We start from the raw sequence: 22,378 nt of genomic DNA on the forward strand, positions 1-22,378 counted from the left end.
CGCGGCGGCCGGTCAGCGCCTCACGCGCGACCACATCGGGTGCGCACGCCGGGCATGCCGGGTGCTGCGACCCTGTGCCGGGGGCGGGCCGGCCCTGACGGCCTGGCCACCTGCCCGGACGGCCGCCGCGAGCGGCCTACACGGAGAGCGTAGTCCGGTGAGATGCGCCACACAATGCGAATATCGAAGCCGATCACGGACCGGGCGTAGTCGCGTCGCGGTGTCGGACCCCCGGCGTACCGTGGGGGTCATGGCGCTCGACATTCCCCGGCTCGACGGCCGCTTCCAGGTCATCAGCGAGTTCCAGCCGGCCGGCGACCAGCCGGCGGCGATCGACGAGCTGGAGCGTCGGGTCCGGCGCGGCGACCGCAACACCGTGCTGCTCGGCGCGACCGGCACCGGCAAGAGCGCCACCACCGCGTGGCTGATCGAGCGGGTGCAACGGCCGACGCTGGTGCTGGCGCCCAACAAGACGCTCTGCGCGCAGCTGGCCAAGGAGTTCAGCGAGCTGCTGCCGCACAACGCGGTCGAATACTTCGTCTCCTACTACGACTACTACCAGCCCGAGGCCTACATCCCGCAGACCGACACCTACATCGAGAAGGACTCCTCGATCAACGAGGAGGTCGAGCGGCTGCGGCACTCGGCGACCATGTCGCTGCTCACCCGCCGCGACGTGATCGTGGTGGCCACCGTCTCGGCGATCTACGGCCTGGGCACCCCGGAGGAATACCTCGACCGCGCGGTGCGGGTCGCGGTCGGGCAGGAGCTGGACCGTGACCAGCTGCTGCGCCGGCTGGTCGACATCCAGTACACGCGCAACGACATGGCCTTCAACCGGGGCACCTTCCGGGTCCGCGGCGACACGCTGGAGATCATCCCGGCCTACGAGGAGCTGGCCGTCCGGATCGAGCTCTTCGGCGACGAGGTGGAGAAGCTCTACTACCTCAACCCCCTCACCGGCGACGTGGTCAAGGAGGTCGACGGGCTGGTCATCTTCCCGGCCACCCACTACGCGGCCGGGCCCGAGCGGATGGAGCGGGCGATCCGCGACATCGAGGCCGAACTGGCCGAGCGGCTGGCCGAGCTGGAACGGCAGGGCAAGCTGCTGGAGGCGCAGCGGCTGCGGATGCGCACCACCTACGACATCGAGATGATGCGCCAGGTCGGGTTCTGCTCCGGCATCGAGAACTACTCGATGCACATGGACGGCCGGCTGCCGGGCAGTCCGCCGCACTGCCTGCTCGACTACTTCCCCGACGACTTCCTCACTGTCGTCGACGAGTCGCACGTGACCATCCCGCAGATCGGCGGGATGTACGAGGGCGACGCGTCCCGCAAGCGGATGCTGATCGACCACGGCTTCCGGCTGCCCAGCGCCGCCGACAACCGGCCGCTGCGCTTCGACGAGTTCCTGGAGCGGGTGGGCCAGATGGTCTTCCTCTCCGCGACGCCCGGCCCGTGGGAGCTGGAGCAGGCCCAGGGCGAGTTCGTCGAGCAGGTGATCCGGCCCACCGGTCTGATCGACCCGGAGGTCGTCGTCAAGCCCACCAAGGGCCAGATCGACGACCTCATGCACGAGATCAAGCTGCGCACCGAGCGCGACGAGCGGGTGCTGGTCACCACGCTGACCAAGAAGATGGCCGAGGACCTGTCGGACTACCTCCTGGAGAACGGCATCCGGGTGCGCTACCTGCACTCCGAGGTCGACACGCTGCGCCGCGTGGAGCTGCTGCGGGAGCTGCGCAAGGGCGACTACGACGTGCTGGTCGGCATCAACCTGCTCCGGGAGGGTCTCGACCTGCCGGAGGTGTCGCTGGTCGCCATCCTCGACGCCGACAAGGAGGGCTTCCTGCGCAGCGGCCGGTCGTTGATCCAGACCATCGGCCGGGCGGCGCGGAACGTCTCCGGTCAGGTGCACATGTACGCCGACAAGATCACTCCGTCGATGGCGGAGGCGATCGGGGAGACCAACCGGCGGCGGGACAAGCAGATCGCGCACAACGAGGCGCACGGCATCAGTCCCGAGCCGCTGCGCAAGAAGATCCACGACATCCTCGACGACATCTACCGCGAGGCGGAGGACACCGAGAACAGCCGCGTCGGCGGCGCCGTACGGCAGCTCTCCCGGGGCAAGGCGCCGGTCAAGGAGACCCGCAGCCGCAGCCGGACCGGCGGCGCCGGGCCCGCGCGGGAGGGGATGGCGCGGGCCGAGCTGGCCCAGCTCATCCAGGAGCTCAACGACCAGATGCTGGCCGCGGCGCGGGAGCTCCAGTTCGAGCTGGCGGCCCGGATCCGCGACGAGGTCGCCGACCTCAAGAAGGAGCTGCGGGGCATGGACGCGGCCGGCGTGAAGTGAGCGGCCCGCTCCCGCGCCCACCTGGGCGGCGGTGGCTGGCCGCTCCGCGCGGCTGATTGCGGTACGCGAGCAGGCTATTGCGCTCAGTGATCGTCCTGGCTACTCTCCCTCGGTGGGGAGGCTGGGGATGCCGTTGCCAACGAGTCCGGTCATTCGTCGCGCCCGGTTGGGCGCCGAGCTGCGTCAGCTGCGACGACGGGAGGCGCTGACCCTGGAACAGGTCTGCGACCGGCTGGGTTGGGCCTCCACCTCCAAGCTGTCCCGCATCGAGCTGGGGCAGAGCCGGCCGGACCTGGCCGACGTGCTCGACCTGCTCGACGTCTACGAGGTGCCGCCGCCGCAGCGCGACGCGCTCATCGTCATCGCCCGCGACGCCGCCACCAGCCGGGGCTGGTGGAAGGCGCTGGGGGAGATGGGCGAGCGACAGCGCACCTACGCCGAGCTGGAGGCCGGCGCGGCGAGCATCGTGGACTGGCAGCCCGCGATCGTGCCGGGGCTGCTCCAGACCCCGGCGTACGCCCGGCTGCGGCTCGCCGCCGGCCAGCTGCTCGACCCCGCCCTCGACGTGGACGCCGACGTGCGCGCCCGGGCGCTGCGGCACGAGGTGCTGCGGCGGGCGGACCCGCCCCGATACACGGCGCTGCTCACCGAGGCCGCCTGCGAGGCCGGCGACACCCCGCCGCAGGTGTGGCGGGAGCAGCTGCGGCACCTGGTCGAGCTGGCGGCCCTGCCGCACGTGACGATCCGGCTGCTGCCCCGGGGCGTCGCCGCGCGGGGCGGGGCGCAGCCGCTGACGCCGTACTCCTGCTACTCGTTCCCCGACCCGGCCGACCCGCGCACGGTGATGCTGGAGGCGCTCACCACCGACGTGCGGCTGGTGACGCTCGCCGACGTCGACCGCTACGAGCAGCTCACCGGCTGGCTGCTGGACGCGGCCCTCGGCCCGGAGGAGACGGTCGCGGCGCTGGACCGGCTCGCCGCCGGCTGAGCCAGGCTCACAGGTGGCGGCGGAAGCCGCCCTCCGAGTCGATCACCTGGCCGGTGATCCAGTCGGCGTCGGACGAGCAGAGGAACCGCACCAGCCGGGCGGCGTCCTGCGGCGTGCCCCAGCGTCCGCCCGGAAAGAGCTTGGCGACCTCGGCGTACGCCTCGGGCGACGCGTATCCGGTGTCCGTCGGGCCCGGGTGCACGCAGTTGACGGTGATGCCCCGTGGCATCAGCAGCGGGGAGAGCTGGAAGGTCGCGTTCTCCACCGCCGCCTTGCTGATCGCGTAGGCGAGAGTCTGCGGCATCGGGCTGAGGCGCTGGCCGGTGGAGAAGAGCACCAGCCGGCCACCCGATCCGGCGGTGAACGCCTCGGCGAACGCTTCGGCGAGCAGCAGCGTGGCCCGCACGTTGACCAGCAGGTGCCGGTCGATCTCGGCCGGATCCAGCGTGCCGAACGGCGTGTGGGTGCAGTAGGCGTGCACGGCGACCACCGCGTCGAGCCGGCCGTGCCGGCGTAGCGCCTCGGCGACCAGGCCGGCGGGCGCGGCCGGGTCGAGCAGGTCGGCTCGGACGTGTCCGGCGTCGCCCAGCTCACCGAGCAGGGCCGGCACGCCCCCGGGATCGCCGCCGTAGGGCTGGGCGTCGTCGAACTCCGGCAGGCCGGTGAGCAGCAGCCGCCAGCCGTCCGCGGCGAGTGTGCGGGCGACCGCCGCGCCGATGCCGGTCCGACGACTCACGCCCGTCACGAGGGCCACCCGCTGCGTCATGGGACCAGTCAACCGGCGTCGGCGACCGGGGGCCAGCGGATATCTCCGCGCGGCAACCGGGCCCGGCGCCCCCGAGCCCGTCGGGACCGGCGGCCGTCGCGTGCACGGCGCACCCTAGGGCAGGGGTACGACAGCTCAGGCCGGCACGTCCACGAAGTGCTCGACCAGCGGCGGGTTGGCGAAGTGCGGGCCGATCAGCGCCCGCCACTGCGCGAAGCGCTCGGTGGCGCGGAAGTTGTCGTTGTGCGCCTCGACCGAGTCCCACTCGACCAGCAGCACGAACCGGCTCGGAGACTCGACGCCCCGGGTCATCCGCACGGACCGGCAGCCGGGCGTGCCGGCGAGCACCGGATGCCCCTTGGCGTACGCGGCGGCGAACTCGTCCTCGTGTCCCGGCAGTACGTCGATGAGCGCGACCTCAAGCACCATGCCCGGAAGCCTTTCATGCCGCGGTGCGGGCCGGACGCCGCGGGGGCCTGTTCCCGCAGGCCGGGCGGATCTAGGGTGGGCGCGCGGAAAAGGGGGAGGCGAATGATCGACTGGCTGACCGGCACGGCGTTCACCGTGGCGGGCACCGGCACCACCTGGGCGGAGCTGCTGGGCTTCGCCACCGGGGTGCTCAACGTCTGGCTGGTGGCCCGGCAGCGGATCGCCAACTGGCCGGTCGGCATCGCCAACGTGCTGCTGCTGATGCTGCTGTTCTGGACGGCCGGTCTCTACGCCGACGCCGGCCTCCAGGTCGTCTACGTCGGCCTGGGCCTGTACGGCTGGTGGGCGTGGCTGTACGGCGGAGAGCGGCGCACCCGGCTCACGGTCGGCCGCACGGGCCGCCGGGAGTGGTGGGCGCTGGCGGCGGCGGGCATGGTGCTGACCGGCGGGCTCTGGGCGCTGCTGGACCGGGCCACCGACTCCACCGTGCCGCTGCCGGACGCGCTGACCACCGCGCTGTCGCTGCTGGCGACGTACGGGCAGACCCGCAAGCGGGTGGAGAGCTGGTGGCTGTGGATCGCCGCCGACCTGATCTACATCCCGCTGTACGCCTACAAGGGCCTGTACCTCACCGCGGCCCTCTACGTGATCTTCCTCGGGCTCTGCGTGCTCGGGCTGCGCGAGTGGCGGGCGGACCTGCGGCGCGGCGCCGCCCCGACCCCGGTGCCCCCGGGCCCGGCACCGGCGGCGGCGTGACCGGGGCGGGCCCCGCCGACGGCGTGACCGGGGCGACGGGCGTCGGCGGCGTCACCGGGGAGGTGGGCGTCGGCGGCGGGCCGGCCCCGCCGGAGTTTCGGCACGCGATGGTGGTGGGCAAGTTCTACCCGCCGCACGCGGGCCACCACGCGCTGATCGAGGCCGCCGCCGCCCGCTGCGCGGCCGTCACCGTGGTGGTGGCACCGTCCCGCCGGGAGTCGATACCGCTCGCGTTGCGGCTCGACTGGCTGCGCGAGGTGCACGCGGCCACCCCGTGGGTCCGCTTCGTCGGCCGCTACGACGACCACCCGGTGGACTACGCCGACCCGGCGGTCTGGGACCTGCACTGCGCGGTCTTCCGGGAGGCGCTGGGCGGGGCGCCGGTGGACGCCGTCTTCTCCTCCGAGCCGTACGGCGAGGAGTTGGCCCGGCGGTTCGACGCGGTGTCGGTCTGCGTGGACCCGGGGCGGCGCGGCGTGCCCGTGTCGGGGACGGCGGTGCGCGCGGACCCGGCGGGGCACTGGGACCGGCTCAGCGCGCCGGTGCGGGCGTGGTTCGTCCGGCGGGTGGTGGTCCTCGGCGCGGAGTCGACCGGCACCACCACGATGGCCGCCGCCCTCGCCGCGCACTACGGCACCCGCTGGGTCCCGGAGTACGGCCGGGAGCTGACCGCGCGGAAGCTGGCCCGGCTGCGCCGGCGGGATCCGGCGGCCACGGTCTTCGACGTGGTCTGGGACCGCGACGACTTCGCCGAGGTGGTCCGGGAGCAGCAGGCGGCGGAGGACGCCGCGGCGAGGTCGTGCGGCCCGCTGCTGTTCTGCGACACGGACGCGCGGGCCACCGCCGTCTGGGAGGAGCGGTACCTGGGGTCGACGTCGGCGCGGGTGCGCGCGGCGGCCCGGCGTCCCGCGCTGTACCTGCTGACCGACCACGTCGGGGTGCCCTTCGACGACGACGGGCTGCGCGACGGCGAGCACCTGCGGGCGTGGATGACGGGGCGGTTCCGGGCGGTACTGGCGGGCTGCGGGGTGCCGGTGGTCGAGCTGACCGGCCCGCACCGGCAGCGACTGGCCCGGGCGGTGGCCGCCTGCGACGCCCTGCTCGCGGCCGGCTGGCCGCTGGCCGACCCGCTGGTCGCCGCCGACCAGGAGCACCTAGCCTCCTAGGATGCCCAACGGGCGGTGCGGCCGGTCTCGATGCCACCCCGCCACCAGCATCGATGCCCGGGGTGGGAAAGGACACTCACGACCCGGGATGCGGCCACTGGCGGCGGTGGGCAAGAATGACGGGCGAGGAGGGGAGTATTCCCCCGCGACGGAGTCGTCAGCACGGTCGAGCGCCGATCCTGGATGCGCGACCCGGCCCGTCGGTCGCCGCCCCCTCGGGGACGGCGACGGAAGAGACCTCCGTCAGTCACCAGAGTCAGCGTCGCCGGCACACCGCGTCCACCGAGGGCGTACGGTGTGCCCGTCGTTGCGTGTCTGCCGGAGGAATGAACATTGGACGTGTCCGGACTGGTCTGGGCGGGGACGCTCGTCGCCCTGACCGGGATCCTGCTCGTGGATCTGCTGATCGTCGGTCGGCGGCCGCACGAGCCCAGCGTGCGTGAGTCGAGCCTCTGGGTGGGCTTCTACGTCGCCCTGGCCCTGATCTTCGGCGGTGGCGTCTGGCTGGCCTCCGGGGCCAGCGCGGCCGGGCAGTTCTACACCGGCTGGCTGACGGAGTACAGCCTCTCGGTCGACAACCTGTTCGTCTTCGTGATCATCATGGCCCGCTTCGGGGTGCCCCGGCAGTACCAGCAGAAGGTGCTGCTCATCGGCATCGTGCTGGCGCTGGTCATGCGGGGCGGTTTCATCGCGGCCGGCGCGGCGCTGATCTCGCAGTTCTCCTGGGTGTTCTACATCTTCGGCGCGTTCCTGATCTACACCGCGATCAACCTCGCCCGGCAGGGCGAGCCCGACGAGGACGAGTTCTCCGAGAACCTGCTGATCCGGTGGAGCCGCAAGGCGCTGCCGATCTCCCGGGACTACGACGGCGCCAGGCTGACCACCCACACGGTGAAGGGCAAGCGGATCTTCACCCCGATGCTGATCGTCATGATCGCCATCGGCACCACCGATCTGATCTTCGCGCTCGACTCGATTCCGGCGATCTTCGGCATCACCCAGGAGCCGTACCTGGTCTTCACCGCCAACGTCTTCGCGCTGATGGGCCTGCGGCAGCTCTACTTCCTGCTCGGTGGCCTGCTCAACCGCCTGATCTACCTCAGCTACGGCCTGGCCGTGGTGCTCGGCTTCATCGGCGTCAAGCTGGTGCTGGAGGCCCTCGCGGACAACAAGCTGCCGTTCATCAACGGCGGCGAGCACGTCTCCTGGGCCCCGCACATCCCGATCTGGCTCTCACTGACGATCATCCTCGGCACCCTCGCCGTGGCCACCGTGGCCAGCCTGGTCAAGTCCTCCCGCGACCGGCGGCGGGTGCTGACCGACGCCCGCCTCTGAGGCGTACGCGACGCGACGAGAGGGGCGCTCCCGGTCGGGAGCGCCCCTCTCGCGCCGTACGCGGGTCAGACGCGGTGCGCGCCGACCAGGGTGGCGGTGCGCTCGTCGGGCAGCCGCTCCTCCAGCACCCGGCGCCGCAGGTAGCAGGCGTGCAGCATCCGCCGGTCGTCGCCGGGGCGCGGGTCGGCGGTGACGATCCCGATGTGGTGGATCCGGCGTCCGGGCCGGGCGAAGAAGTAGAGGTCGCCGGGGCGTTCCGCGCCCAGGGGCACCGGCGTGGTCACCGTCGCCTGGTCGCTGGCGTCGCGCGGCAGCAGCACGCCGAGCCGCCGCCAGGCCAGGTGGACCAGGCCGGAGCAGTCGATGCCGTGTGCCGACACCCCGCCCCAGATGTAGACGACGTCGACCAGGCGCTGCGCGACGGCCAGCACCTCGTCGGCCGACGGGGGAGTCGTGGGCATCGGCACCGCGTCGGCGCAGGGCAGCCAGAGCGGCACGGAGTGGCCCGGCGCGTGCACCGGTTGCCAGCCGTCGACCGCCGGCCCGGACGGGATCAGCCGGGTGCCCAGGATCACCCCGGGAAGCACCTCGGCGCCACCCGGCGCGTCGCGCAGCGCGGTGACGGTGGCGTCGACCACGAGCGGGTCGGCGTCGGCGGTGCCGGCGACCGGGGCGAGCTGCTCGGTGGGCAGCCAGCCGGGGTAGCCGCGCGGGTGCAGCCGGGGAGCCGGCTGCTCGACCGCCACCACGTGGGCCCAGCCGTCCGGGCGCAGTTCGGTGACCAGCACCCGCTCGCCGAGCAGCAGCTGGCTCAGCACACAGTCGCCGACCTGCTGGTCGGTGTCCATGCCGGAGATCCAGGCGGCGATGTCGGTACGCGCGGCCAGGGCGGGGCCGTCGACGGGGCGTACCGCCTCGGGGCAGCTCCAGAGGGTCGCGACCGCGACCCGGACCACGGCCTCCCGGCCCGGTTGCAGCTCCACGTCCACCCCCAGCTCGCGCCGATCGTTCCCGCGACCATATGAAAGTTTTCGACAAGCATCAACCAGTAGTCTGCATCTTTGCTTCAGTCACGGAGCTGATGCCGAGACCCGGCGCGTCCGGCAGCACGACGGTCGCGCCGTCGTACCGCAGGCCGCCGCGCACCGGCGACCAGGCCAGCCACCAGGCGGCGTCCAGGTCGGCCACGGCGGTGGTGCCGTAGGCGCCGACCAGGCTCGCAGCGGCGCCGATGCCCACCTGGCTCTCCATCATCGATCCGACGACGGTGCCGAGGCCGTGCGCGGCGGCGAGGTCGAGCAGCGTCCGGGCCGGATGCAGGCCGCCGCACTTGGCGAGCTTGACGTTGACCATGTCGGCGGCCCGGCGGCGGATCACCTCGACCAGGTCGCGGACGCCGAAGACCGACTCGTCGGCGAGGATCGGCACGTCCACCCGGTCGCTGACCCAGGCCAGCCCGTCCAGGTCCCAGCGGGCGACCGGCTGCTCGACCAGTTCCACGTCGAGCCCGGCGTCCTCGACGCCGCGGATCACCCGGACCGCCTCGCGCGGGGTCCAGCCCTGGTTGGCGTCCAGCCGGATGCGGACCCCGTCGCCGACGGCGGAACGCACCGCGCGGACCCGCTCCAGGTCGCCGGCGGCGTCGGTGCCCACCTTCAGCTTGAGCACGCCGAAGCCCTCCGCCCGCCGCTGCCGGGCCGCCGCCGCCAGGTCCACCGCGTCGCCCGCGGCGAGCGTGACGTCCGTGGGCACCCGCAGGGCGGTGCCCCCGAGCAGCCGCACCAGCGGTACGCCGAGCCGCCGCGCGGCCAGGTCGTGCAGCGCGACGTCGACGGCCGCCTTGGCCGCCTCGTTGCCGACGACCGCCCGTTGCACCTCGGTGCAGCGGGCCACCAGGTCGTCGGCGTCGCGGCCGGTGAGCGCCGGGCCGAGCAGCTCGCGGACGCACGCCTCGGAACCGGCGACCGACGCCCCGGTCACCTGCCACACCTGCGGTGCCTCGCCGAAGCCGGACCGGCCGTCGGCGTCGACCACCTCCACCACCAGGGTCTCCACGGTGGTGGTGCGGCGCAGCGCGGTGACGAACGGCGTGTGCAACGGGGCGGAGAGCCGGTGGGTGCGTACCGCGGCGATCGTCATGTGCGGCACCCTATACGGGCACGGGCAGGCGAAGGGGAGGCCGGCATGAGCGAACGTGAGCGAGTCATCGGGTGCGGGGCGGTGCTGCCGCAGGGCGGCACGGAGCGCAGCGGAGTGCCGGCATGAGCGGGCGAAGCGAGCAGGGCTGGGAACTGGTGGGCGCGCCGAACGCGCGGGACCTCGGCGGGCTCGTCGGCGCCGACGGCCGAAGGGTGCGTCCCGGGGTGCTGATCCGCACCCCGGCGCTGGGTCGGCTGACCGACGAGGACCTGCCGGTGCTGGCCAAGCTGGGCCCGGCCTGCGTGGTCGACCTGCGGGACCACTCGGAGACGGCGGTGGCCCCGCCGGACCGGCTCACCGGGGAGCCGCGGGTGGTGCACCTGCCGGTGCACGACGCCGAGCACCCCGTCTTCACGTACGTCTCGGCGGTGCTGCTGGGGCACGACCTGGGCGCGTACGAGGCCCTGGCGGAGCAGGGCACTCCGGCGGCGATGGCGGCGATCTACCGCTGGTTCGTCAGCGGCGAGTCGGCGCGGGCGAACTTCGGCGCGGCGGTGCGGCTGGCGGCGGAGGCGGAGAACCTGCCGCTGGTCTACCACTGTTCGGCGGGGAAGGACCGCACGGGCTGGTTGACGGTGTTGCTGCTCAGCGCCCTCGGCGTGGACGAGGCGGCGATCCGGGCGGACTACCTGGCGAACAACCGGCTGACCGAGAGCCTGCGGGAGGTCCTGCTGGAGGCGATGCGGCGGCGGATGCCGGGGCTGGACGTCGAGGCGGTACGCCCGGTGCTGGAGGTGCGCGAGGAGTACCTGGACGCCGCGTACGCGGAGGTGCGTCGGGTGCACGGGTCGTTCGGGGCGTACCTGCGCGACGGGCTCGGGGTGACCGACGACGTGCTGGCGGCGCTGCGGGGGCAGCTGCTGGAGTGAGGCGTCAGGGGCGCAGGTCGCGGCGGGCGTCCCAGGCGGCGGCGGACACCCGCGCGATCAGCCGGCAGGCGTCGTCGTCCTCCTCGCCGCCGGGGCCGCCGTCGGCGAGGTCGGTGGTGGTGCAGACGACGACGGCGTACGGCGGCGCGTCGTCGGGGAAGACCACCCCGGCGCCGTGGCGCACGCCGCGCACCCAGCCGTTCTTGTGCGCGATGCGGGTGCCCTCGGGCAGCCCGGCGGCCAGGTCCTCGCGGTGTTCCTGGGCGAACAGCACGTCGAGCATGGCCGCGCAGCCGGCCGGTGAGGCCAGCGGGACCGGGGTGCCCGCGCCGGCGGCCAGCGCGCCGAGCAACGCGGCCAGGTCGGCGGCGGTGACGAGGTTGGTGACGCCCGCCTCGCGGGCCGCGAAGTCCTCGATGCCCCGGCCGGTGACGCTGTGCCGGGCCCCGGCGAGGTCCCACACCCGTGCCACCGCCGGCAGTCCGACGTGGCCGATGACCAGGTTGGTGGCGAGGTTGCTGGAGCGGACAATCATCCGGTGGGCGAGCCAGCGCAGCGGCGCGCCGCCGCCGAGCCGTTCCCAGACGGCCTCGTCGTTGTCGTAGTGCCGCGCGCAGGAGAACCGGGGCGCGCCGGGCAGCGCGGAGTCGAACTCGTTGCGCACCGGCACCGGCGTGTCCAGGTCGAGGGTGCCGGCCTCGGCGGCGCGGTGCAGCGCGACGAGCACCGCCGCCTTCATGGTGCTGGCCGCGTAGTGGGTCGCGTCGGCGTGCCGGGTCCAGGTGGGGGCGGCGCCGACCCGCCCCACGTACGCCGACACGGTGCCGGGTACCCCGTCCAGATGGGCGTCGAGCTCGTCCCAGGTCATGCGGCTGACCGTAACGGATCGCCGACGGGGCGGCGGGCCGGGGCGATCGGTCGTACCGTGCGGGGATGACGGTTGCCGCCTACGACGCGCACGCCGACTGGTACGAGGCGTTCGCCACCGACACGTCCAGCGGCTACATGACCCGGGTCCGCGCCCGGCTCGGCGACCTGCTCGGGCCCGGCCCCGGCCGCTGCCTCGACCTGTGCTGCGGCACCGGGCTCCAGGCGGCGGAGCTGCGCAGGCTGGGCTGGGACCCGGTGGGGGTCGACCTGTCCGCCGGGCAGCTGCGGCACGCCCGGCCGCGCCTGCCGGTGGCCCGCGCCGACGCGGCGGCGCTGCCGGTGGCCGACGCCTCGGTGCCGGCGGTGGCGTGCGTGCTGGCCCACACCGACGTGCCCGACTACGCGGCGGTGATCGCCGAGGCCGCGCGGGTGCTCGCGCCCGGCGGGCGGTTCGTCCACGTGGGAGTGCACCCGTGCTTCACCGGGGCGTTCGCCGACCGCTCCGACCCGCGGCGGATCGTGATCGACGGCGGCTACGCCGAGCGGGAGCGCAGCTTCCGGGCGTGGACGCCGCACGGGGTGCGGGTGCGTGTCGGCGCGTGGCACGTGCCGCTGGCCGACCTGCTCAACGCGGTCACCGACGCCGGTCTGACCCTGGTCCGCACGGCCGAGGCCGGCTCCGGGCCGGTGCCCGACCTGTTCGCCTTCCTCGCCGTCCGCCCCGCCTGACCGCCGCCGCGGGGCCGGGAACGGGCGGAGCCCGGACCGCGCGGGGCGGTCCGGGCTCCGGGATCGGCTGCGGTCGTACGTCAGCCGGCGTGCTTGCGGCGGGCGGCGGCCCGGCCACGGGTGGTCTGGTCGAGCACCACCTTGCGGATCCGGATCGCGGCCGGGGTGACCTCGACGCACTCGTCCTCGCGGCAGAACTCGAGGGCCTGCTCCAGCGACAGCTTGCGCGGCGGGATCAGCTTCTCGGTCTCGTCGGAGGTCGACGCGCGCATGTTGGTGAGCTTCTTCTCCTTGGTGATGTTGACGTCCATGTCGTCGGAGCGGGAGTTCTCCCCGACGATCATGCCCTCGTACACCTCGGTGGTCGGCTCGACGAAGAGCTGGCCGCGCTCCTGGAGGTTGATCATCGCGAACGACGTCACGGCGCCGGCCCGGTCGGCGACCAGGGAGCCGTTGTTGCGGGTGCGCAGCTCGCCGAACCACGGCTCGTACGACTCGAAGACGTGGTGCAGGATGCCGGTGCCCCGGGTGTCGGTGAGGAACTCGGTGCGGAAGCCGATCAGGCCCCGGGCCGGGACCAGCCACTCCATCCGGATCCAGCCGGTGCCGTGGTTCACCAGCTGCTCCATCCGGCCCTTGCGGGTCGCCAGCAGCTGGGTGATCGCGCCCAGGTACTCCTCGGGGGCGTCGATGGTGAGCCGCTCGACCGGCTCGCAGGTCTTGCCGTCGATCTCCTTGGTGACGACCTGCGGCTTGCCGACGGTCAGCTCGAAGGACTCGCGGCGCATCTGCTCGACCAGGATGGCCAGCGCCAGCTCGCCGCGGCCCTGCACCTCCCACGCGTCGGGGCGCTCGGTGGGCAGCACCCGCAGCGACACGTTGCCGACCAGCTCCTTGTCGAGCCGGTCCTTGACCATCCGGGCGGTGACCTTGGCGCCCTTGACCCGGCCGACCAGCGGCGAGGTGTTGGTGCCGATGGTCATCGAGATGGCCGGCTCGTCGACGGTGATCAGCGGCAGCGGGCGCGGGTCCTCCGCGTCGGCCAGGGTCTCACCGATCATGATCTCGGGGATGCCGGCGACGGCGATGATGTCGCCCGGGCCCGCCGAGTCGGCCGGCTTGCGCTCCAGGCCCTCGGTCATCAGCAGCTCGGAGATGCGGACCCGCTGGGTGCTGCCGTCGGTGCGGCACCAGGCCACCGTCTGACCCTTGCTGATGGTGCCCTGCCGCACCCGGCACAGCGCCAGTCGGCCGAGGAACGGGGAGGCGTCGAGGTTGGTGACGTGCGCCTGCAGCGGCGCCTCCGGGTCGTACGCGGGCGGCGGGATGGTGTCCAGCAGGGTGCGGAACAACGGCTCCAGGCTGGTGCTGTCGTCGGGGACCGCGCCGTCGGCGGGCTGGGTCAGCGAGGCGATGCCGTCGCGGGCGCAGGCGTAGACGATCGGGAAGTCGATCTGCTCCTCGTCGGCGTCCAGGTCGAGGAAGAGCTCGTAGGTGTCGTCCACGACCTCCTTGATCCGGGCGTCGGGGCGGTCGACCTTGTTGATCACCAGGATGATCGGCATGCGCGCCTTGAGCGCCTTGCGGAGCACGAACCGGGTCTGCGGCAGAGGGCCCTCGCTGGCGTCCACCAGCAGCACCACCCCGTCGACCATGGTCAGGCCGCGCTCGACCTCACCGCCGAAGTCGGCGTGGCCGGGGGTGTCGATGATGTTGATGGTCACCGGGTCGGAGCCGTCGGCCGGCATGTATCGCACGCCGGTGTTCTTGGCCAGGATGGTGATGCCCTTTTCCCGTTCGAGGTCCATCGAGTCCATGACCCGTTCGGTTACCTCGCCGCGGGCGCCGTAGGCGCCGGCCTGCCGCAACATGGCGTCGACCAGGGTCGTCTTGCCGTGGTCGACGTGGGCGATGATGGCGACGTTGCGGAGGTCGGTGCGAAGCTGCATACCCTCCATACTCCTGTCTGCGGTTGCCGGGGCACGCGTCGGGGTCTCCCCCCAGATGGCCCGGATCTCTGTCGAAACTGATGTTCCGACCGTTTCAGCGCCTGGCATGCTGACCCCCGTGGGAATGGGGGCCCGATGCACGACCTGCTGACCTCGCTGCAGGGCCTGCCGCCCCTGCTGATCTATGTGATCGCCGCGATTGTCGTCGCGGGGGAGACCGCCGTGATCTTCGGTCTGCTGGTGCCGGGCGAGGCGACCCTGTTGCTGGTCGGCTTCCTAGCGTACGCGGGGACGCTGCGGCTCGTACCGGCGCTGCTGGTGATGATCCTTGCAGCAGTGATCGGCGACACACTGGCGTACCGGGCGGGTCGGCGGCACGGGCCCCGGCTGCGCGCCGGCCGGCTGGGCGCGCGGGTGGGGCACGAGCGGTGGGGCCGGGCCGACGCGATGCTCGACCGGCTGGGCGGGCGCGGGGTGCTCACCGCCCGCTGGGTGGCCTTCGCCCGCACCCTGGTGCCCAGGCTGGCCGGGGCGGCCGGGATGCCGTACCGGCGGTTCGCGCCGTGGAACCTGGCCGGGGTGGTGACCTGGGTGGGCGGCTCGGTGCTCGTGGGCAACCTGGCCGGCGAGTCGTACGAGACGGTCTCCCGGCTGCTCGGGCGCGCCACCGGCGCGGTGCTGGTGCTGGTGGCCGCGCTGGTCGCGGTGGTGCTGGCGGGGCGGTGGCTGGGCCGCAACCCGGATCCGGCGCGGGCGCTGGCGTCGCGGGCGGCGGGCCTGCGGCCGGTGCGCTGGCTCCGCGGCCGGTACGGGGTGCTGTTCTTCCTGCTCGCCATGCACGTCGGGCCGGCCTGGACGCTGCTGATCAACCTGGTGGCGGGCCTGATGCTGCTCTTCCTGGTCGGGCTCGCCATCGCCTGGGTGCTCGGGGCGGTGGTCCGCCACAGCGGCCTGGCGGTGCTCGACGGCGCGATCGCCGACTGGTTCGCCGACCGGCGTACGCCCGGGGCGGTCGACGTCACGCTCGCGGTGGTCTCGGTGCTGCGCGGCTCGTCCCTGATCGTGCTGGTGGCCGTCGTCGCGGCGGTGCTGGCCTGGCGGCACCGGCCCTGGCGGGCGGACCTGCTCAGCGTGGTCGGCACGGTCGGGGCGTTCGTGCCGCTGGTGGTGCTGGCCGTGGTGGTCGACCTGGCCGGGCCGGCGGCGGGCGGGCCGGACGGCCGGGACGCCGCCCTGTTCCCGACGCAGAACGCCGTGGTGGCGGCCAGCCTCTGCACCCTGGCCTGGCTGCTGTCACGGGGGGCGCGCTGGCCGGTGGCGGTGGCCGCCTGGACGGCCGCGGCGGCCGGGGTGGTCGGCATCGTCGGCGCCCGCCTCTACCTGGGGCTGAGCACCGCCAGCGGCAGCGTCACGGCGGTGCTGCTCGGGGTGGCCTGGACGGCGTTGTTCGTGGTCGCCTGGGCCACCCGCGACAGGGCGGTGGGCGACGACCCGGCGGAACCGGCGCCGGTGGCGCTGCGCGCGGACGCCTGAGGCAGGACAGCATGGCGTTCGATGTGAAGCTCGTCGATCCGGAGAACGTGGCCGGTGTCAGCCCGGACCAGGCCCAGCAGCGAAACGCCCGAACGGGCTCTGGTGCAGATGCGTGACTGATCAGCGCTGGCTGGCGTTCGTCCCCCGGCTGTCGAGGGCGTCGGTGGTGTCAGGCGGCGTAGTGTTCGACCAGGCCGGCCAGGATGGTGCGGGTCCGGTGCAGAGAGTTGATCTGGTCCTCGACCCGGCTGAGCTCCGAGCGCAACCGTGCGGCCAGCCAGGGCGTGCGGATCGCCTCCTCGGTGATGCACGGCAACACGTCGCGGATGGTGCTGCTGGACAGGCCGGCGGCGAGCAGGGACTGGATGAGCGTGACGCGCTCGACCGCCGACTCGGGATAGTGCCGTTGCCCGCCGGCGCTGCGCTCGCTGGCGAGTAGCCCCTGTTCCTCGTAGTAGCGCAGAGATCGGGCGCTCGCGCCGGTCGCCGTGGCCAGGTCGCCGATGCGCATCGGTGTCTCCCTCGTCACAGGACTTGCCCTTGACGTCAATGTCAGGTTTTAGCGTACGGCATGACCACGACGACGACCCCACTGGGTTCCCTGCTCGAACCGACGACGCTTGCCGGCCTGCCGCTGAACAGCCGCTTCGTAATGGCGCCGATGACCCGGTTCCGATCGCCCGGCGGTGTGCCGACACCCGAGGTCGCTGCCTACTACCGGCGCCGGGCCGACAACGGCATCGGTCTGGTCATCAGCGAGGGGGTGCTCGTCGGGCATCCCAGCGCCGGGCACGAGACGAGCGTGCCGCGGATGACCGCCGGAGCGGCGGAGGAAGGCTGGCGGCGGGTGACCGACGAGGTGCACGCCGTCGGCGGCCGGATCGCCGCGCAGCTGTGGCATCTCGGCAGCGCACGCGAACCGGTGGACGGGATCGCGGCGTGGACCCCGTCGGGCGTGCCCGGCGACAGCCACGCTATGACCCTCGCCGACGTCGACGTTCTTCTCGCCGCGTACGCCGACGCCGCCGGTGTGGCGGTACGGGCCGGTTTCGACGCCGTGGAGATTCACGCCGCGCACGGCTACCTGCTCGACGAGTTCCTCTGGCCGTACACCAATCGCCGCACCGACCGTTTCGGCGGGTCACCCGCCGGGCGTTCCGCGTTCCCGGCGGAGGTGATCCGGGCGGTCCGCACGGCGGTCCCCGCCGAGATGCCGGTCATCGTGCGGTTCTCCCAGTTCAAGGAGCGGGACTACGCCGCCCGGATCGCAGAGTCACCCGCCGAGCTGGCGGTGATCCTCAACGCCTTCGCCGCGGCCGGCGCCGACGTGCTGCACGCTTCCCAGCGCAACTTCGCCGACCCGGCGTTCCCCGGCTCGCCGCGCAATCTGGCCGGCTGGGCCAAGCACCTCACCGGCCTGCCCTCCATCACCGTCGGCTCGATCGGCCTGACCCGCGACTTCCTCGGCTCCCGCGCTCTACGCGACCTGCTCCACCGGCTCGACGCCGGCGAATTCGACCTCGTGGCTCTCGGACGCATCCTGCTCGGCAACCCGGCGTGGGTGACCCTCGCCGCAGCCGGCCGACTCGACGAGATCCACAACTACCGCAAGGCCGACGAGGACACCTACTTCTAGTACTCCAGCCGGAACCTGCCTGACCTGCCTGTGACGAGCCCTAGAGCCGACCCGGGACGCCAGCGTGCCGGTACGACGGCAGACGGGGGCCGTGGCGGCGACGCCACGGCCCCCGTCGCTCCGAGGGGCCGATCAGTCCCGGGAGGTGACCGATTCGCGTCCGGCTTCGTCCTCGTCCCCGGCGGGCTCGCGCGTGAGCCGTCCCGGCCACCAGAAACGGTCGCCGAGCGTGAACGCCAGCGCCGGCACCAGGACCGTCCGCACGAGCAGGGTGTCCAGCAGGACGCCGATGCAGACGATGATCCCGATCTGGGTCAGCAGGATCAGCGGCAGGACGCCGAGGACCGCGAAGACCGCGGCGAGCAGGACGCCGGCGCTGGTGATGACGCCGCCGGTGACCCGCAGGGCCGAGAGCATGCCGGCGCGGGTACCGCTGCGCCGGGCGTCCTCGCGGGCCCGGGTGACGAGGAAGATGTTGTAGTCCACGCCGAGCGCCACCAGGAACACGAAGGCCAGCAGCAGGACGCCGCTGTCGAGCGCCGGCATGTCCAGCACGTGGTCGAAGAGCAGCCACGACGCGCCGATGCTGGCGAAGAACGACGCGATCACGGTGAGCACCAGCAGCAGCGGGGCGACCAGGCCGCGCAGGAGCAGCACCAGCACCGCGCCGACGAGCAGCAGGATGATCGGCAGGATCAGCCGCAGGTCCCTGCCGTTGGCCTCGTTCTCGTCGTAGGTGGCGGCGACAGCGCCGCCGACCACCGCGCCGTCGACTGCGGGTGCGCCCTCGACCGCGGGCGGGGCGGAGCCGGGGACCGCCGCGACCGCGTCCCGCAGCGCCTCGACGGCCCGGTTCGCGGCCTCGGTGCCGGGCTCGGCCTCCAGTACGACGTCGACCTGGGCCACCTGGGCGCCCGCCTCGCCGGGACGCGCGGAGGCGACGCCGGGGATCCCGGCGGCGGTGTCCGTGACGGCCCGCACCGCCGAGGGGGTGGTGAGCACGGCGACCGGCTGGGTCGTGCCGGCGGGGAAGGACCGCGCGAGGGTCTCCGCCCCGGCGACCGCCTCCGGCTTGACCCGGAACTGCTCGGTCTCCGACAGGCCGGTGCGGATGCCGAGCCCGCCGAGGGCGAGCCCGGCCAGCAGCAGCGTCGCGAGCAGCGCGACCGGCGCGGGACGGCGCTCGACGGCGGCGCCGAGCCGGCCCCACAGCCGGCCCTCGCGGATCTCTCCGCCGACGCGGGGCACGAACGGCCAGAACAGGCCGCGTCCGAAGATCACCAGGACCGCCGGGAGGACGAACAGCGCCGAGAGCATGGCGAGGACGACGCCCGTGGCGCAGGCCACGGCGAGGGCGCGGTTGAGCTCCTGCTCCGACAGCAGCAGGGTGAGTACGCCGAGGACGACGGTGGAGCCGCTGGCGAGGATGGGCTCGGCGACCCGCCGCTGCGCGGCGCGCATCGCCACGAAGCGGTCCTCCTCGCGGCGCAGCTCCTCGCGGTAGCGGGCGATGAGCAGCAGCGCGTAGTTGGTGGCGGCGCCGAACACGAGAACGCTGGCGATGCCGGTGACGGCGCCGCCGGGCAGGTTGATGCCGACGGCCGGGACGACCGTGTCGAGGGCGCGCAGCGTGAGCTGTTCCGTCGCCGCGACGACGACGAGCGGCACGATCCACAGGAACGGGCTGCGGTAGGTGACGAGCAGCAGCAGCGCCACGACGGCGGCGGTGACGGCGAGCAGCGTGGTGTCGGCGCCGTCGAAGACCTTCGTCAGGTCGGTGGCGAACGCGGGCCCGCCGGTGACCTCCACGTTCAGGCCGGCCGGCGCGTCGTCCAGGGAGGCGCGGAGCTCGTCGATCCGGCCCGCGGTCTCCTCCTGCCCGCCGGCGGTGGACAGCGGCACGGCGACGAGCGCGACGGTGCCGTCGGGGGAGACCTGCGGCGGGCTGACGCGACCGCCGACGGCGAACCGGCCGAGGTCACCGGACTGGCCGGTCAGGGCCGCGCGGTCGGCCTCGGTGAGGGCCGCCCGGTCGGCGCGGCTGACGACGACGATCGCCGGCTGGACGTCGCGGGAGGGCAGCTGGTCCTGGAGGCGCTCCACCTGGGTCGACTGCCACTCGACGGACAGGCCGGTGGAGGAGACGGGCGTGGGGTTGTCGGGCTTGGGCAGCGCGAAGACGGCCGCCCCGAAGACGATCGCGGCGACCACGGTGAGCCACGCGGCGAGCCGTCCGCGCGCCACGCGGGTGAACACTGACATCGGATGCCCTCACGGTCTCTCGGCGGATCTGCTTCGACGGTCAAGACCTCGCGAACGACGCAAAGGTCCGACTGTCGAGTATCTCGATAAACGAGATTATCGGCTGCTGAGTTATGCTGCAACCGGAACGGAAGGGCGGGAGGCGGCGACTGAGGTGGCAGGTCACGGCATGTACCGGCGGCGCGACACGCGCCGCGAGCGGCTGGTCGCCGAGATCGGGACCGAGCTGCGGCGCTACTCGGTCGACGCGCAGCACATCGGGCACGCCTTCGCCGGCCTGCACGGACTCAACGCCACCGACCTGCAGGCGCTGATCGCGGTGATGGACGCCGAGCTGGTCGGCCGGCCGATCACCCCCGGCCGCCTCGGCGAGCAGCTCAACCTGTCGTCCGGATCGGTCACCGCCCTGATCGACCGGCTGGAGCGCGCCGGGCACATCCGCCGCGACCGTGACACCGCCGACCGGCGCAAGGTCTTCCTGCACTACGCCGAGCGGGGTGCCGCGCTGGCCATGGAGTTCTTCCGGCCCCTGGGCCGGCGCACCGACGACGTGATGGCCGGCTTCAGCGACGACGAGCTGGAGGTGGTGCACCGGTTCATGACCGCGATGACCGCCTCGATGGGGGAGCACCGCGACGCGGTGCGCGCCGCCCGCGACGAGCCGGCCCGGCGCGCGAACGGCTGACGTCGTGCTCGACCGGCTGGCAACCCGCCTCGCCACCGCCGCGCTGCGGTTGCCGCCCGCGCGCACCCGCCGGGTCACCCTCACCCGGGGCATCGGGGTGCGGGCCCGCGACGGCGTGCCGCTGCGCACCGACCACTACGCCCCGGCCCTGCCCGGCGCGCCGACGGTGCTGATCCGCACCCCGTACGGGCGGGGCGGACCCGTGCGGCTGCTCGGCCGGCTCGTCGCCGAACGCGGCTTCCACGTGGTGATCCAGTCCTGCCGCGGCACGTTCGGCTCCGGTGGCACCTTCGCCCCGCTGGTGCACGAGCGCGAGGACGGCCTCGACACCCTCGACTGGCTGCGCCGCCAGCCCTGGTGGTCCGGCGCGTTCGGCATGTTCGGCGCCAGCTACCAGGGCTTCGTGCAGTGGGCCCTGGCCGCCGACGCCGGGGAGGAGCTGCGGGCGATGGTCGCGGTGGTGACCGCCTCGGGCACCCGCGACTCGACGTACGCCGGGGAGTCCTTCGCCCTGGACACCGTGCTCACCTGGGCCGAGCTGCTCCAGGCGCAGACCGTGCCGTGGCTGGCCCGGCAGTGGGAACTCAAGCGCGGCCAGCCCCGGCTGGTCGCGGCTTTGGCCCACCTGCCGCTGGCCGAGGCGGACCGGGTGGCCACCGGCGTGACCGTGCCGTTCTTCCAGGAGTGGCTACGCCACCACACCCCGGACGCCGACTACTGGCGTACGCGCGTCTTCGGCGACCGGGTCGCCGAGGTCCACGCGCCGGTGGTGATGGTGAGCGGCTGGCACGACATCTTCCTGCCGGCCCAACTGCGCGACTTCGCGGCGCTGCGCGCGGCCGGCGCCCGTCCCCGGCTGACCGTCGGGCCGTGGACCCACGGCAGCCCCGGGCTCCTCCTCGCCGCGCTGCGCGAAGGGCTGGACCACCTCGACGCCCACCTCGCCGGGCGGTCTCCGCAGGCGCGGGCCGGTGCCGGTGCGGCGGCCCCCGTGCGGGTGCACGTGGGCGGTGCCGGTGGCGGCTGGCGAGATTTGCCCGACTGGCCGCCCCCGGCGGTGCCGACCCCGTGGCACCTGCACCCGGCGGGCGGGCTGAGCACCGCCGCGCCGGTCCCGTCGGCGCCGGACGGCTTCCACTACGACCCGGCCGACCCGACGCCCTCGCTCGGCGGGCCGCTGCTGGTCGCCCAGCGGGCCGGGCCGGTGGACAACCGCCCGGTCGAGGCCCGGCCCGACGTGCTCACCTTCACCAGCGCCCCGCTCGACGCGCCCGTCGAGGTGACCGGTCCCGTACGCGCCGAGATCCACCTGCGCAGCGAGCTGTCCCACCTGGACGTCTTCGTGCGACTGTGCGACGTGGACCGGCGCGGCCGGTCCTGGAACGTCTGCGACGGCCTGGTCCGGGTCACGCCCGACCGGTTCCCCGCCGACGCGGCCGGCGTGGTGCGCGTGCCGGTGGAGCTCTGGCCCACGGCGCACCGGTTCGCGCCGGGGCACCGGCTGCGGGTGCAGGTCTCCGGCGGCGCCCATCCCCGCTACGCGCGCAACCCCGGCACCGGTGAGCCCCTCGGCACGGCAGTCACCCTGCGTGCCGGATGGCGCGAGATACTGCATGATCCACAGTGTCCGTCCGCTGTGGTCCTGCCGGTCATGCCGCCGGTATCACAGGTTTCTCCTAGCCGAAATAACCCGCTCTGAACTGGGCATTCATCAATAGATGGGGCTATGGTGGGGCCACTGCCCGACGCTGTGCATCACTTGGTCGGGCCCGCGCGTGAGGCTCCCGCACCGCCTACGCGGTGTCACTGCCGTGCCCGGCCCCCGAACCATCCGCAAGGGGGAGTCC

Annotated in this window: 19 protein-coding genes; 11 read left to right on the top strand and 8 right to left on the bottom strand. The window is 73.5% G+C overall.

Features of this window, described 5'->3' with window-relative positions; all coding sequences use genetic code 11:
• Positions 1–250 precede the first annotated feature (250 nt).
• Both uvrB and AB0883_RS17420 read left to right on the top strand, forming a co-directional pair.
• Positions 251–2,359 (top strand): excinuclease ABC subunit UvrB, encoded by a 2,109-nt coding sequence (uvrB, locus tag AB0883_RS17415; protein ID WP_366642139.1) that lies wholly within the window; start codon positions 251–253, stop codon positions 2,357–2,359.
• Between the two features lie 127 nt (positions 2,360–2,486).
• Positions 2,487–3,347: a helix-turn-helix transcriptional regulator gene (locus AB0883_RS17420; protein WP_366642141.1), complete on the top strand. Its 861-nt coding sequence runs from the start codon at positions 2,487–2,489 to the stop codon at positions 3,345–3,347.
• 7 nt (positions 3,348–3,354) lie between these two features.
• Here the strand turns inward: AB0883_RS17420 and AB0883_RS17425 are convergent, their stop codons facing one another.
• Both AB0883_RS17425 and AB0883_RS17430 read right to left on the bottom strand, forming a co-directional pair.
• On the bottom strand, positions 3,355–4,113 hold the full coding sequence (locus AB0883_RS17425; protein WP_366642142.1) for an SDR family oxidoreductase: 759 nt from the start codon (positions 4,111–4,113) through the stop codon (positions 3,355–3,357).
• A 135-nt stretch (positions 4,114–4,248) separates the two neighbouring features.
• On the bottom strand, positions 4,249–4,542 hold the full coding sequence (locus tag AB0883_RS17430) for an antibiotic biosynthesis monooxygenase (RefSeq protein ID WP_334607336.1): 294 nt from the start codon (positions 4,540–4,542) through the stop codon (positions 4,249–4,251).
• Between the two features lie 102 nt (positions 4,543–4,644).
• Here AB0883_RS17430 and pnuC point away from each other — a divergent pair, with 102 nt between their 5' ends.
• The 3 genes from pnuC to AB0883_RS17445 all read left to right on the top strand — a co-directional run bounded on the left by pnuC (position 4,645) and on the right by AB0883_RS17445 (position 7,799).
• Entirely contained in the window at positions 4,645–5,298 is a 654-nt protein-coding gene (gene pnuC, locus AB0883_RS17435; protein WP_366642143.1) for a nicotinamide riboside transporter PnuC, read from the top strand.
• Positions 5,295–6,464, top strand: a complete 1,170-nt coding sequence (locus AB0883_RS17440) for an AAA family ATPase (RefSeq protein ID WP_366642144.1) — start codon at positions 5,295–5,297, stop codon at positions 6,462–6,464. Before pnuC ends, AB0883_RS17440 begins: the two co-directional genes overlap by 4 nt.
• Before the next feature lie 333 nt (positions 6,465–6,797).
• Complete coding sequence (locus AB0883_RS17445; RefSeq protein WP_366642145.1) at positions 6,798–7,799, top strand: TerC family protein; 1,002 nt, start codon at positions 6,798–6,800, stop codon at positions 7,797–7,799.
• A 65-nt stretch (positions 7,800–7,864) separates the two neighbouring features.
• Here the strand turns inward: AB0883_RS17445 and AB0883_RS17450 are convergent, their stop codons facing one another.
• On the bottom strand, positions 7,865–8,782 hold the full coding sequence (locus tag AB0883_RS17450) for an NlpC/P60 family protein (protein WP_366642146.1): 918 nt from the start codon (positions 8,780–8,782) through the stop codon (positions 7,865–7,867).
• Positions 8,783–8,840: 58 nt separating this feature from the next.
• On the bottom strand, positions 8,841–9,938 hold the full coding sequence (locus AB0883_RS17455; protein ID WP_121400648.1) for a mandelate racemase/muconate lactonizing enzyme family protein: 1,098 nt from the start codon (positions 9,936–9,938) through the stop codon (positions 8,841–8,843).
• 122 nt (positions 9,939–10,060) lie between these two features.
• Here AB0883_RS17455 and AB0883_RS17460 point away from each other — a divergent pair, with 122 nt between their 5' ends.
• Complete coding sequence (locus tag AB0883_RS17460; RefSeq protein WP_366642147.1) at positions 10,061–10,867, top strand: tyrosine-protein phosphatase; 807 nt, start codon at positions 10,061–10,063, stop codon at positions 10,865–10,867.
• 4 nt (positions 10,868–10,871) lie between these two features.
• Here the strand turns inward: AB0883_RS17460 and AB0883_RS17465 are convergent, their stop codons facing one another.
• Complete coding sequence (locus tag AB0883_RS17465) at positions 10,872–11,735, bottom strand: serine hydrolase (protein WP_366642148.1); 864 nt, start codon at positions 11,733–11,735, stop codon at positions 10,872–10,874.
• A gap of 65 nt (positions 11,736–11,800) precedes the next feature.
• On the opposite strand from AB0883_RS17465, the gene AB0883_RS17470 reads away from it, so the two are divergent.
• A complete protein-coding gene (locus tag AB0883_RS17470; protein ID WP_366642149.1) occupies positions 11,801–12,466 on the top strand; it encodes a methyltransferase domain-containing protein in 666 nt (221 codons plus the stop codon).
• Between the two features lie 80 nt (positions 12,467–12,546).
• Here AB0883_RS17470 and typA read toward each other — a convergent pair whose 3' ends face one another.
• Positions 12,547–14,415, bottom strand: coding sequence for a translational GTPase TypA (typA, locus tag AB0883_RS17475; protein ID WP_366642150.1), 1,869 nt, complete (start codon positions 14,413–14,415; stop codon positions 12,547–12,549).
• Between the two features lie 135 nt (positions 14,416–14,550).
• On the opposite strand from typA, the gene AB0883_RS17480 reads away from it, so the two are divergent.
• The gene (locus AB0883_RS17480; RefSeq protein ID WP_366642151.1) at positions 14,551–15,948 is read left to right on the top strand and encodes a DedA family protein; all 1,398 of its coding nucleotides are present in this window, start codon (positions 14,551–14,553) and stop codon (positions 15,946–15,948) included.
• 169 nt (positions 15,949–16,117) lie between these two features.
• Here AB0883_RS17480 and AB0883_RS17485 read toward each other — a convergent pair whose 3' ends face one another.
• Positions 16,118–16,459 (bottom strand): MerR family transcriptional regulator, encoded by a 342-nt coding sequence (locus AB0883_RS17485; RefSeq protein ID WP_366642152.1) that lies wholly within the window; start codon positions 16,457–16,459, stop codon positions 16,118–16,120.
• A 60-nt stretch (positions 16,460–16,519) separates the two neighbouring features.
• Between AB0883_RS17485 and AB0883_RS17490 the strand changes: the two genes are divergently transcribed.
• A complete protein-coding gene (locus tag AB0883_RS17490) occupies positions 16,520–17,584 on the top strand; it encodes a 12-oxophytodienoate reductase (protein ID WP_366642153.1) in 1,065 nt (354 codons plus the stop codon).
• A 132-nt stretch (positions 17,585–17,716) separates the two neighbouring features.
• Here AB0883_RS17490 and AB0883_RS17495 read toward each other — a convergent pair whose 3' ends face one another.
• Complete coding sequence (locus tag AB0883_RS17495; RefSeq protein WP_366642154.1) at positions 17,717–19,846, bottom strand: efflux RND transporter permease subunit; 2,130 nt, start codon at positions 19,844–19,846, stop codon at positions 17,717–17,719.
• A gap of 169 nt (positions 19,847–20,015) precedes the next feature.
• Between AB0883_RS17495 and AB0883_RS17500 the strand changes: the two genes are divergently transcribed.
• Entirely contained in the window at positions 20,016–20,531 is a 516-nt protein-coding gene (locus AB0883_RS17500; protein ID WP_121400657.1) for a MarR family transcriptional regulator, read from the top strand.
• Between the two features lie 4 nt (positions 20,532–20,535).
• Positions 20,536–22,230: a CocE/NonD family hydrolase gene (locus tag AB0883_RS17505; protein WP_366642156.1), complete on the top strand. Its 1,695-nt coding sequence runs from the start codon at positions 20,536–20,538 to the stop codon at positions 22,228–22,230.
• The last annotated feature ends 148 nt before the right edge of the window (positions 22,231–22,378 follow it).

The sequence above is a fragment of the Micromonospora sp. NPDC047812 genome (genome assembly GCF_040704175.1).
Lineage (GTDB): Bacteria > Actinomycetota > Actinomycetes > Mycobacteriales > Micromonosporaceae > Micromonospora.